The sequence below is a fragment of the Microbulbifer agarilyticus genome, assembly GCF_001999945.1.
GTDB lineage: Bacteria > Pseudomonadota > Gammaproteobacteria > Pseudomonadales > Cellvibrionaceae > Microbulbifer > Microbulbifer agarilyticus_A.
The window spans coordinates 2,516,091-2,528,433 of record NZ_CP019650.1; the positions used below are offsets into that span (position 1 = coordinate 2,516,091).

At 56.5% G+C, this 12,343-nt stretch carries 8 protein-coding genes; 5 read left to right on the forward strand and 3 right to left on the reverse strand.

Annotated elements, in window-relative coordinates:
* Positions 1-108: 108 nt before the first annotated feature.
* The 3 genes from Mag101_RS10340 to Mag101_RS10350 all read right to left on the reverse strand — a co-directional run bounded on the left by Mag101_RS10340 (position 109) and on the right by Mag101_RS10350 (position 5,813).
* A complete protein-coding gene (locus Mag101_RS10340) occupies positions 109-1,431 on the reverse strand; it encodes a metal-dependent hydrolase family protein (RefSeq protein ID WP_077404412.1) in 1,323 nt (440 codons plus the stop codon).
* 186 nt (positions 1,432-1,617) lie between these two features.
* Positions 1,618-4,464, reverse strand: a complete 2,847-nt coding sequence (locus tag Mag101_RS10345; RefSeq protein WP_077404414.1) for a M16 family metallopeptidase — start codon at positions 4,462-4,464, stop codon at positions 1,618-1,620.
* A 260-nt stretch (positions 4,465-4,724) separates the two neighbouring features.
* Entirely contained in the window at positions 4,725-5,813 is a 1,089-nt protein-coding gene (locus Mag101_RS10350; RefSeq protein WP_077404417.1) for a Glu/Leu/Phe/Val dehydrogenase dimerization domain-containing protein, read from the reverse strand.
* 361 nt (positions 5,814-6,174) lie between these two features.
* Here Mag101_RS10350 and Mag101_RS10355 point away from each other — a divergent pair, with 361 nt between their 5' ends.
* From Mag101_RS10355 to Mag101_RS10375, 5 genes are all read left to right on the forward strand, one after another.
* Positions 6,175-8,124: a VacB/RNase II family 3'-5' exoribonuclease gene (locus Mag101_RS10355; protein WP_077404420.1), complete on the forward strand. Its 1,950-nt coding sequence runs from the start codon at positions 6,175-6,177 to the stop codon at positions 8,122-8,124.
* A gap of 159 nt (positions 8,125-8,283) precedes the next feature.
* Positions 8,284-9,753 (forward strand): aminoacyl-histidine dipeptidase, encoded by a 1,470-nt coding sequence (locus Mag101_RS10360; RefSeq protein WP_077404423.1) that lies wholly within the window; start codon positions 8,284-8,286, stop codon positions 9,751-9,753.
* A 121-nt stretch (positions 9,754-9,874) separates the two neighbouring features.
* Positions 9,875-10,522, forward strand: coding sequence for an HAD family hydrolase (locus Mag101_RS10365; RefSeq protein WP_077404426.1), 648 nt, complete (start codon positions 9,875-9,877; stop codon positions 10,520-10,522).
* A gap of 127 nt (positions 10,523-10,649) precedes the next feature.
* Entirely contained in the window at positions 10,650-11,642 is a 993-nt protein-coding gene (gene rdgC, locus Mag101_RS10370) for a recombination-associated protein RdgC (RefSeq protein WP_077404429.1), read from the forward strand.
* A gap of 86 nt (positions 11,643-11,728) precedes the next feature.
* Entirely contained in the window at positions 11,729-12,280 is a 552-nt protein-coding gene (locus Mag101_RS10375; protein ID WP_077404432.1) for a DUF4136 domain-containing protein, read from the forward strand.
* Positions 12,281-12,343: the final 63 nt, after the last annotated feature.

Below are 12,343 nucleotides of genomic sequence, written 5' to 3' on the forward strand. Positions count from 1 at the left end.
CCTGGGGGCTCTGCACCGCCATCCCTGGCGGTGAAGGTCTTGCAAAGCGATTCCCGGCATCACCACCTTCGCCCCAACCCGTGAGCGAGAGATCAGGACAACCGGGCGTTACTCAGGCTGCTTGTAGACCTCGCCACCTTTCATCACAAACTGCACCCGCTCCAGCGTGGTAATGTCTTCCAGCGGGTTACCGACGACCGCAATCATGTCCGCCCACTTACCAGGCGCAATGCTGCCCAGCTCATCTTCGGCCTGCAGCAACTGCGCTGCGTTCCAGGTCGCAGAGCGGATCGCGTCCGCCGGGCTCATGCCGCCCTCCACCATCAGGGCAAACTCTTTCGCGTTATCGCCGTGACGGCTCACCCCGGTGTCGGTACCGTAGGCAATCTTCACACCCTTCTTGTGTGCGCGACTAAACGTATCTTGAATCAGAGGACCAATTTTTGCCGCCTTGGTGCGCACCATTTCCGGGAAGAAGCCTTCGATCGCAGCCTTCTGGGTTACCCAGTCACCGGCTAGCAATGTCGGCACATACCAGGTGCCGTTTTTCACCATGAGTTTCATGGTTTCGTCGTCCATGTAGGTACCGTGCTCGATGGAGTCCACCCCGGCGCGAATGGCGCGCTCCATGCCCTCCTTGCCGTGGGCGTGTACCGCCACGGTAAACCCGTAGTCTTTAGCGGTTTGCACCACAGCTTCCAGCTCATCCTGCATAAATTGCGGGTTCTGGCCACTCTTGGCCACGCTCAATACACCGCCCGTGGCGGTAATCTTGATCAGGTCGGCGCCGTCTTTGTAGCGCTGGCGCACAGCTTCGCGGGCGCTGGCAACACCATTCACTACGCCCTCGGCAGGCCCCGGACTGCCCATCAGGCGATGGTTGTGACCATTGGTTGGGTCGGCGTGCCCACCGGTAGTGGCAATGGACTTGCCGGCGGTGTAAACCCGCGGGCCAATGATGTCGCCGCGATTGATGGCGTTGCGCAGGCTCACTGTGACGTTACCGCTATCTCCGAGATCCCGCACGGTGGTAAAGCCGGCCTTCAGGGTGCGCTCCGCGGTGTTTACCGAGCGCAGCGTGTAGTCTGCCGGGTTCCAGGTAAAGGCTTCGGTGTAGGTGCGGGGGCCGAATTCGTAGGAAAGATGGGTATGCATATCCATCAAGCCGGGCAACACCGAGTAGGCACTCAGGTCGATCACCCGCTCCCCTTCGCGCTGATGAAAACCGCGTTCGACGGACTCTACTTTGCCACCATCAATATGAATGGTGCGTTTTTCCATTAGGCGGCCCGTTTCACTGTCGAACAACCAGCCCGCATGTACGGCGATTTTTTCCGCCTGAACAAAGGTCGAAAGGGTGAGCAGGGTCAAACCAAGCAAACCGCCAAGTAGACGCTTTGCCGAGAGAGTTATGTGCTTCAGAGTGATCATGTTAGCCCCGGAAACTTCGGGGTCGATGCTGCCATGCCCCGGATTTATTGGTTTTTAATGGGGTAGTTACCTACCCAATCCTGCAATTTAACGTATTTTGACGCCATAAAAAAAGCCCGGCGTGGCAAACACCGGGCTTTTTGCGAGCGAAGCACGCTGGGGACCAGCCGGCGCGCCGGCCACCAGTCATTGCTCTGTCGGCAGTACCTGCACCGGCCCCAGGTCCAGCGCTTCGATATCTTGCTTGATCTTGTCGAGGTCGCCGACGATTACCCAGGTAAATTGATCTGGCGCCAGATTGTCCTTGGCCGCCTGCACCACCTGCTCCTTGCTCAAGGAGCTGACACGCTGCGGGTAGTCCGCGATGTATTCTGGCGGCAAGCCTTTCTCGATCTGCCAGGCAATACTGGAAAGCAGCTGCCCCTTGGTCTGAAAACGCGCACTCTGCTTCAGGACCTCATCATCTTTGTAGTCACTCAGCTCATTGTCTTCAATTGGGCGATCATTCAGATACGCGTTGTATTCCTTCAAAATCTCTTGCATTGCCGCGGCGGTTTTATCTGTCTGCACCGGCGCAATGACGATATACGGCCGCTGCCCTTCTGCGTCCATGGATACCGCCCGCGCACCGTAGGACCAGTTTTTGTCTTCGCGCAGGTTCATATTGATCCGCGAGGTAAATTTACCGGCAACCGCGGACGCCATTGCATCGAACGCTTCCGCCCCATCTGGCTGCCAGGGCGGCATCAGCAGGCCTGCCATCACATAGCTTTGCTCCGCACCCGGGCGATCCAGAAGGAAAATGCGGGCGCCCTCCGGGCGCTCGACCTTCGCAATGTTGAGGTCTGGTAGCGGCTCTTTTGGTGCGCGCCACTTGCCCAGCGTGTCGTTGAGCAGCTTTTCGATTTCGTCCCTGTTCACGTCACCCACCACGGTCAGCTGCGCATTATCGGGACGCAGCCAGGTATCGTGATAATTCACCAAATCATCGCGGGTAATGGAAGAGACGGCTTCCGGGGTGCCAGAGCCCGTAAGTGGCGCACTGTAGGGGTGGTTTTCACCATAGAGAAGTGGCGGCAACTTGCGCATGGCGAGCCCTTGGGGCTGCGCCTCTTCCTGACGAATGGAATCGAGCCAGTTGGATTTGACCCGGGTTAAGTCTTCCTCTGGAAACTGGGGCGCAGTGATGACATCGCGGAACAATTCCAGAGACGGCTTGAGCTGCGACTTCAGAGCACTGAAACTGATGGAGTTGTAATCCAGCCCACTACCGGTACCGATGCTCGCCCCCAGCTCTTCCTGGCGGGCACTGAAACCGAGGCTATCGTAATCCCCGGCCCCCTCACTCAACATACGCGCCACCACAGATGCAAGGCCCGGCTTGTCACCGTCTGCGGAAGCACCGCCGCGGTACTGCAGTTTCATAAATACCGCCGGCGTATCGTGGCGCTCCGCCAGTACAACCTTAAGCCCATTTTTCAGGGTAAATTCTTGCTGCTTGGGCAGTTCCAGTTCGACATTTTTGTCAATTGCCGGCAGTTGTGAGCGATCGACATCGTGTTCCGACGCCTGGTATTTATCCTCCGGGAAAATAACCAGTGTGAAGTGCTCTGGCTTAAGCCACTTCTGTGCAGCGTCCTGCACGTCGCTCACCGACACTTTGGCATAATCATCCAATCCATCGATAAGTGCGACGGGGTCGCCGTAATAAAATTCTGAACGTGCCAGGATATCGGTTTTGCCTCCGAAGCCACCGATTTTTTCCAGCCCTTTGACGACCGAGGCAAACTGGCTCTGTTTAATGCGACGTAACTCATCCGCACTGACACCATTGTCGGCAAACTGCTGCAGTTCCTCGTTCAGCAGTTTCTCAACCTTCTCAACCGATTGGCCCGGTTTCACGTCGACGGTAATAATGAGCTGCCCGGCAAGCTGGCGTCCGTAGTAATAGGCACTCACACTGGTGGCTACCTGCTCATCCCGCACCAAGCGGCGGTACAGTAATGAGTTCTTGCGATTGGCCAGCAATGAGGTCATCAGGTCGAGCGCATCTTCGTCGGTACTGCCAATTGCCGGCACATTCCAGACCTTGTAAATCCGGGTCTGTGGCACCCGGTCGGTCATTTCTTTGCGCTTATTGACCTGTGTGGGAAGCTCCCAGTGTTTTATTTCGGGCGGCACCGAAGTACTGGCAATATTGCCAAAGTACTTGCGCGCCATATCCATGGCTTGCGGGACGGTGATATCACCGGCAATCACCAGAATGGCATTGGCTGGCTGGTAGTACTCCGAGAACCACTGTTTCACATCTTCTAGGCTGGCATTGTCCAGATCCTCCATGGAACCAATGGTGCTCCACGAATAGGGGTGATCGGACGGAAACGTGCTGGCAGCGATGACGTCGAACGCTTTCCCGTAGGGTACGTTCTCCCCCTGGCGTTTCTCGTTCTTGACCACGCCCCGCTGCTCGTCGAGCTTTTCCTGGCTAATCGCACCTTTGAAGTGCCCCATGCGATCGGACTCCATCCACATCGCCATATCCAGAGCGCCGGTGGGAACCGTTTCAAAGTAGTTGGTGCGATCGTTATTTGTGGTGCCATTCATATCCGTGGCACCGGAGCGCTGGAAGGGCTCGAAGTATTCGCCCGGATAGTTTTCTGAGCCGTTGAACATCAAATGCTCAAACAAATGCGCAAAGCCGGTTTTACCCGGGCTTTCGTCTTTTGACCCAACCTTGTACCAGATATTGAGGGCCACCACCGGCGCCTTGTGATCCTCGTGCACAATCACGGTCAGACCGTTATCCAGGACTTCTTTGTGGAAAGACAGATCAATGTCGGGGGCCTCCACATAGGCTTCGTTGCCGGTTGCAGCCGCTTTACTACTGGCGGCCGCTTTTTTATCGACCTGAAACGCCTTGTGCACATTCTCCTCGCCATCTTCCCCGGACCTTTGCCTGTCGCAACCGGCCACACCCAGAAGGAATACAGTGGTGAGTAGCGGCAAAATCACACGGGAAAATCGCATATCCATTGTCAATTATCCTGGTTCTGTCACTTGCCTGTTCACGCGATGAACGGACACAGATTTTTGTGAAAAGGTGTAAAGGGCGGGAGAGAGGGTAGAGATTCGCAATACTCATCACACAGCGTGCATGACAGCCGCAAGGCCCGCGCGAGTATTAGTGTAGGCAAAAAAGCGGGCGCCGTAGCGCCCGAAGAATACCTCACAGAGAGACGATAGGTTCGCCAGAGGAATGAGGGTGTACCGGACGCATGCGCCCGGAAAGAGAATTACGCAGCAGCGGAGTCTGAATTGTTCAACGCGTCTTCGTGACCGAAGCGCTCCTCGGCAACACGGTCTGCAATGTGCGCAGTGGTTTCACCAGACTCTTCGGCACGCTCAAAAACTTCGTGCATGGTGGTGGCAATGGTTTCGATATGCGATTTCACCTGGCCAGCGTCATACTCGCCCTTCGCCTGTCCCACTTGCTGGTAATACACATCGATGATGCCACCGGCATTAATCACGTAATCCGGGGTGTAGAGAATGCCGCGCTCTTTCAACACCTGTGCATGGCGCTCTTCCGCCAGCTGGTTGTTGGCCGCGCCGGCAATGGCGCCAACCTTGAGCCGCTCAATCGTCTTGTCATTCAGAATTGCACCCAGGGCACAGGGCGCAAACATGTCCACATCCAGATCGAAAATCTCATCCGCGCCGACCGCAGTCGCGCCAAGCTCATTCACCGCGCGATCAATGTTCTCCTGGAAGATATCGGTCACGAACAGCTCGGCACCAGCCTCTTTCAACAGCTTGGCCAGGCGGAAGCCCACATTGCCCACGCCCTGAATAGATACCTTCATGCCATTCAGGTCTTCGCGACCCCAGCGGTGCTGTGCTGCAGCCTTCAGACCGACAAACACACCGTATGCGGTAGAGGGAGATGGATCGCCACCGTGTTCCTGGCCGGCAATCACTCCGGAAACAAATTCGCTGCGCTCACCAATGATCTTCATATCGGCGACGCTGGTACCACTGTCTTCCGCGGTAATGTAGCGGCCACCGAGGGTGTTCAGAAAATCGCCCATTGCGTGCAGTAGCTCCGGAGTCTTCTGCTTGCGCGGGTCGCCAATAATCACGGACTTGCCACCGCCGAGCTTGAGCCCGGACATGGCAGATTTGTATGTCATACCGCGGGAAAGGCGCAGAACATCGTTCAGGGCTTCTGCATCGTCCGCATAGGGCCACATGCGGCAACCGCCCAGAGCTGGGCCAAGGTTGGTGTTATGTACCGCAATAATTGCCTTCAGGCCGCTTTTGGCGTCGTGGTAGAAAGCAACTTCTTCGTGGTTATCGTAGGCAGGGTGGGAAAAAACACTCATTTTCTTGCCTCTCCGGAGGTCGGATGTTCCACGGCGCCAGACACGGCCGATTTTGTCAGCTCAGTCCGCAACCGCGATTTATTGTAAGTCCCTTAGGATATATCCAGCAGGTGCAGATTTTCATTGCAATCTTTGCCAATCAAGACCATTCAGTATCACGACCATCACCAAATGCATCGTTTTTTAGGATAGATCATTCTCCAGAAACTCAAAGCCGCTGATGGTCATAAATCCATCTACTTTCATGAGCAAATTAGACGTTGTTCGCCGTAGCGCAACTGGCCTGTAAAGCCTCGTCTGGTAGAATCCGCGCCCTACACTCCTTGCAGTCGATTTACCGAGATTTAACAGAGACCTGGTTATGCTCAACGCCGATGCCCTCAAACAGCTGTCCCAGCTGAAGTCCGATATCCGCTCCACCAAAGAATTTGCCGAAGGACGCGTACGCGGCGCCAACGGTAAATTTGGCTTTGTGGTACTGGATGACGGGCGCGAGGCTTTCCTGCCCCCAGCCGAAATGGATCGAGTTTTCCCGGGCGACCGCGTTAAGGTGAGCCTGACCGAAGAAGATAAGGGCAAACTGTCCGCGGAGCTGGATAGCCTGATCTCCACCGAACTGAAGTACCTGGTGGGCCAGTATGTACAACGTGGTCAGGGTCACTTTATCCAGCCCAGCGAGCACGGCTTTTCGCGCTGGATCTTTTTGCCGCCCAAAGCCCGCGGCAAGGCGCAACCGGGGGAGTTCATCGCCTGTAGCATTTCCCGCCACCCGTTCAAAGACGGTAAGTCCCAGGCAAAAGTAGAAAGCGTAATCGGCAAGCCCGATATGGCCGGAATCGAGCACGCCTTTGTGGTCGCGCAACACCGCCTGCCCAACACGTTTAGCAAAGGTGCCCTCGAGCAGGCAGAAGCCATTCCCGCGCAGCTGGAGAGCATCTGCACAGACCGCAAGGATCTTTCGGAGCTTGGTTTTGTCACCATCGATTCTGAAAGCACCCGCGATATGGACGATGCCATCGCGATTACGAAAACCGACGCAGGCTGGACTCTGCACATCGCCGTAGCCGACCCTTCCAGTCTGATCGAAGCCGGCAGCCCGCTGGACAAAGACGCGCTTGCGCGGGCCAACAGTGTGTATCTCGCCGGCGAAACCCTGCCAATGTTGCCTGCAGGTTTGTGCGAGAACAGTTTCTCCCTGCTGGAAGGCCAGCTGCGCCCTGCTCTGGTGATGCATATTGTGGTATCCGAAGACGGCGCGCTGAACGGTTTCGAATACGAGTTTGCCGCGATCCGCTCCCAGCACAAGCTGAGCTATAGCCAGGTTGCCCAGTACATCGATGGCGATGCCGCTGCAGTGCCAGAAACCCAGCATCAGGCCCTTAGTGAACTGAACGCCCTCAGTAAAGCGCGTGCACAGTACCGCTCTGGCCACTCTCTGGTAATGGAAGACCGCCCGGACTACGACCTGATTCTGAATGAAAAGCGCAAGATCGAGCGCATCGAAAAGCAGGAGCGTACTTCTGCCCAACGCATGGTTGAAGAAGCCATGCTGGCCGCGAATATTTCGGCGGGCGGCAAGCTCGCCGAACTCGGTGCCGGCTGTTTCTCCATCCATCTGGGCTTCCGCGACGAACGCATGACCGAGATCCGCGCCCTGCTGAAAGACGTGATGCCGGAGTACGCAGAGCAGGACCTGCACCAGCTCGACGTCTACCTCAAGTTGGTAAAAACCCTTGAAGCCGATGAGGATGCAGAGAAGAAGAATACGCTGGCGGTGCTCAAACGCATGCTGCGCCCAGGCGAACTGTCCGGCAATGCCGCCGCCCACCTCGGCCTGGGCATTGCCCACTACGCCACCGTGACCTCGCCGATCCGCAAGTTCAACGACCTGCACAACCACCGGGTACTGCGTGCCGCTGCTGATCAGCAAACCCTACCAACCCTGGCCGACGAACACGGTGAAGCCCTGCAGCAAAGTGTCACCACTGGCCGCCAGGCAGACCGCGCCCTGCAACAGTGGCTGTACTGCCAGTATCTGGAAAACAAAATCGACCAGACCTTTACTGGCAAAATCACCCTGGTCAACGGTGCGGGTATCGGCGTACGCCTGGACGACAACGGCATCAATGGATTTGTGCGCTTTAACAGCAAAAAGAATCCATTCGATTTCGACGGCAAGCGCCTGCGCATTACCCGCGGAGAAGAGCAGTTCCAGCTGGATCAAGAAGTGCGCGTAAAAGTAAGCGCCGTAGATACTGATAAGCGACGCATTGCGTTTGAACTGGTTACGGAAACCGCGGCTAGCGAGTAATTCCGAACCCGGCGTTTACGCGCAGGGTTGCAATACAAAAAAGACTAAACCTCCAACCGCGGGCCACAAGCTCGCGGGTGCTTTCGGCCCCACCCACCGGCCGTATCCTCTGGCCGCTTGTTCGCTTTGTATCAGTCGGCCTCACCACCAGGAAAACACATGTCGAGCATCGCTGAACTGAACCCAACGCCGCTGTGGAAACACTTCGCAAAGTTGTGCGAGATCCCGCGCCCATCCAAGCATGAAGACCAGGTAGTGGCGTATATTGTCGATTTCGCAAAAAATCGCGGGCTCGACGTCAAGCTGGATCAGGTCGGCAACGTCATCCTGAAGAAGCCCGCTACTCCGGGCATGGAAAATCGCAAAATTCTGGCGATGCAGAGCCACGTAGACATGGTGCCGCAGAAAAATGCCGACACCGAGCACGATTTCCTGACCGACTCCATCAAACCCTATGTGGATGGTGAATGGGTAACCGCAGAAGGCACTACCCTCGGCGCTGATAACGGCATCGGCGTGGCCGCGATTCTGGCATTAATGGAATCCACCGATATTCCGCACCCGCCGCTGGAAGCCCTGCTGACCATCGACGAGGAAGCGGGCATGACCGGTGCGAAACACCTGCAGCCAGGCCACTTTGAAGCGGACCTGTTGCTGAACCTCGACACTGAAGACGAAGGCGAGCTGTACGTGGGTTGTGCCGGCGGTGTCGATATCAATGTAACCCTGCCCTACACCGCAGAACCCCTGCCGGCCGGCCATCAGGCGTTCAAACTGAGCGTACGCGGCCTGCGCGGCGGTCACTCCGGGCTGGATATCGACAAAGGGCGCGGCAACGCCAACAAGATAGCCAACCGCATCATCGATGCCGCCCTGCAGCAAATTCCAGCACTGCGAATCGCCAGCCTCGATGGCGGCAGCCTGCGCAATGCGATTCCGCGCGAATCGTTTTCTGTGATTACCGTACCTGCGGAACAGGCGGCGCAGCTGCAAGAAATTTTCCAGCAGGCCACAGCAATCATCAAAGCGGAACTGGATAACGAAGCGAAGTTGGATATCGCACTGGAGGGCACCGATGCACCGGCAAGTGTGTTGGATACCGAAGCGCAGCTGAAGCTGATTCGCGCTATCCGCTGCTGCCCCAACGACGTAGAGCGTATGAGCACCGCGCTGGAAGGCATTGCCGATACCTCCAACAACCTGGCGCGCGTCGTCACCGAAACCGAAAACGGTAACGCACAAGTGCGCATCCAGTGCCTGGTACGCAGCCTGTCAGACAGCGCACGTGATGCGCACGGCCTGAATGTGGCCGCAGCCTTCCAGCTGGCCGGCGCCAATGCCCTACTGGAAAATGACTACCCCGGCTGGACACCAAACATGCAGTCGCCGCTGCTGGCACTAATGAAGGATGTCTACAAGGATATGGAAGGTAGCGAGCCGGAGGTGAAAGTGATCCATGCCGGCCTCGAGTGCGGCCTACTGGCCAAGCCGTACCCCAACTGGGATATGGTTTCTTTCGGCCCCACCATTCGTCGCGCGCACTCGCCGGAAGAGCGCGTGCACATCCAGAGTGTGGCAAATTTCTGGGATTACTTTGTGAAGGTTGTTGGGGCAATTCCCAGCAACTAAACAGATCATATTGTGCAAAAAAGCCCGGCTTCAAACCCGGGCTTTTTTGTATTCCCTACCCAGACAAGGGAAAATAGCGCAGCACGCTTCCCGCAACATCAAAAATAATCAGGAGCTTTCTATGGCACAGTACGAGTGGTTGCTTTTTGACCTGGACGGCACACTGAGTGATCCGGCAGAAGGCTTTGTAAACTGCATGAATCACGCATTGGTATTCCACGACCAGGCACCGAGAGCGGCAGACGAGTTGACGCCCTACATTGGTCCTCCGCTGGAACACACGATCGGTAACCTCACGGGTAATACCAGCGATGCATTTGTCAGCTCCATGGTGGGCAAGTACCGGGAGCGCTATGGAGACACCGGCTACGCCGAAAACACCCTCTACCCTGGGGTGAACCAAATGCTGGAGACCCTGCGCGAAAGCAAGAACGTTCGTCTCGGCGTTTGCACGTCAAAACGCGCCGACTTTGCCACTCGTATTCTCGAGCAGTTCAATCTGTTGCCCTTTTTTGAATTCGTCAGCGGCGGTGATGTAGGTATCGGGAAATGGCAGCAACTGGAAAAGCTGCTGGCGGAAAACACCATTAGCCGCAACACACTGATGATCGGCGACCGCCACTTTGATCTGAACGCCGCGCACAAAAATCAGCTGAAGTCCGCGGGCGTACTTTGGGGATATGGCTCCCGCGAAGAGCTGCAAGAGCATCAACCGGCCTACCTGTTTGCGCACCCACAGGAAATTGGCAGGCAGTTTTGCCGAGCCTAGTCATCTGAGGCTGGTGACCAGCAATCCTGCTTTGGCCAGTGCATCTGCTGGCCCCTTTTTGGCGACTGACGCATAATGCGCGGCCGCTTTAAGCATACTGATTAAAATACAGCGAACGGCCTGATCTATGTGGTTTAAGAACCTGCGCGTCTACCGCCTCACCCGAGAATTCACCCTGTCAGCGGAACAGCTCAACGAGATGCTGGAACCGGATACCTTTACTCCCTGCGGCAGCCAGGATATGGCGCGCTACGGCTGGGTGCCCCCGCTGGGGCGTCACGGCACCGAGCTGGTACACGCTGCCAATGGCTACCTGATGGTATGCGCCAAGAAGCAGGAAAAAGTGATCCCTGCGGCGGTGGTCAACGAGAAGGTCGAAGAAATGGCGCTGGCTATTTCTGAAAAAGAGGCCCGCAGTGTGGGCCGCAAGGAGCGGCAGAACCTGAAGGATGAAGTGCTGCTGGAAATGCGACCAAAAGCCTTCGCCCGTTCGCGCCTGCAGTTTGCCTACATTGACCCCAAAGATAACTGGATCGTGGTCAACGCATCTTCCGCGAAAGCGGCGGAAGAGCTGCTGGAAAATCTGCGTGAAGCCATCAGCAGCCTGTCGGTGGTGCCGGTCGCCGCAAAGAATATCCCTCAGCAGTCCATGACCCACTGGCTGACCGCACCTGAAGCACCCACCAATTTCGAGTTTGGTCACGAGTGCGAGCTGCGCGACCCGCAGGAATCCGGCAGTGTCATTCGCTGTAAAAACCAGGACCTGTGCGCGGAGGAGATCCATAACCATCTCGTCGCCGGCATGCAGGTGCACAAGCTGGGGCTGATCTGGCGCGACGGTGTCGAGCTGATGGTGGACGATCAGCTGGCGATCAAACGCTTGAAATTCAGTGACGAGGTTACCGAAAAAGCGGACAACGTAGATGCGGATAATGCTGCTCAGCGTTTCGACATTGAGTTCTCGGTTATGACCCTCGAAATTTCTGCACTGCTGAAAGATTTGCTGGCTGCCTTTGGCGGGCTCAATACCGATACCGCCAGCGTGGACGAAATCGTTGCCCGTGCCAGCCGCGAGGAACGCGACCGGCAGGTGAGCAGCGAAGTCGAAGAGGTCATTTGATGACTGTTTAGTTTCGCGTGTGAAAATGCGCCAATCCCGGTCTAGGCTGAACAGGAAACCCTGTTTAACACCACCGGGATTGGCCTATGACCTTCCGTAAATTCTCCCTATTTTCCCTGCTTCCTCTCGCAATTACCGCGCTGCTAACACTTTGCGGCTGCGCCAACAACACCTCCTCTCAACAGTCCGCCAGTATGGCCCAGTACCGAACCTTCGGGTTTGTTCCGCAAAACGGCACACCGAGCCGTGCCACCAGCCTCGCCCACAACGCCGTGTCGCAAGAGCTGATGTCTCGCGGCATGATGCCGAGCGATAACCCGGATGTACTGGTCAACGTACATGTGTTCGCCAATCGTCAGGTGAAAATGCCGAGAAATTCGAACCTCGGTTTTGCCGCCGCGCGCTATCCATATCTCGAGGAGTACTACAACAACCTGCCTCCCGGCTATCACGCTAACGTTAGCCAATACACCGAGGGCCACCTGACGGTAGACATACTGGATACCCGACAGAAGCGTGTGGTCTGGCGTGGCCAGGCCAACAAGCCAGTAACGCGCAGAGTACTCAACAACCCGACCCGCGCGATGGATCAGGCTGTGGGGGAAGCTTTCCGCAGTTTCCCGTCGCAACGGCGCTAAGCGCACCGCGACTCAAATCGTACACACAAAAAAATGGCCGCTAGTAGCGGCCATTTTCATTTA

Excerpts from the sequence above, each read along its gene's own strand:
- Mag101_RS10345 (WP_077404414.1), bottom strand. The coding sequence starts at position 4,464 with ATGGATATGCGATTTTCCCGTGTGATTTTGCCGCTACTCACCACTGTA.
- Mag101_RS10365 (WP_077404426.1), top strand. The coding sequence starts at position 9,875 with ATGGCACAGTACGAGTGGTTGCTTTTTGACCTGGACGGCACACTGAGT.
- Mag101_RS10350 (WP_077404417.1), bottom strand. The coding sequence starts at position 5,813 with ATGAGTGTTTTTTCCCACCCTGCCTACGATAACCACGAAGAAGTTGCT.
- Mag101_RS10340 (WP_077404412.1), bottom strand. The coding sequence starts at position 1,431 with ATGATCACTCTGAAGCACATAACTCTCTCGGCAAAGCGTCTACTTGGC.
- Mag101_RS10360 (WP_077404423.1), top strand. The coding sequence starts at position 8,284 with ATGTCGAGCATCGCTGAACTGAACCCAACGCCGCTGTGGAAACACTTC.
- Mag101_RS10375 (WP_077404432.1), top strand. The coding sequence starts at position 11,729 with ATGACCTTCCGTAAATTCTCCCTATTTTCCCTGCTTCCTCTCGCAATT.
- Mag101_RS10355 (WP_077404420.1), top strand. The coding sequence starts at position 6,175 with ATGCTCAACGCCGATGCCCTCAAACAGCTGTCCCAGCTGAAGTCCGAT.
- rdgC (WP_077404429.1), top strand. The coding sequence starts at position 10,650 with ATGTGGTTTAAGAACCTGCGCGTCTACCGCCTCACCCGAGAATTCACC.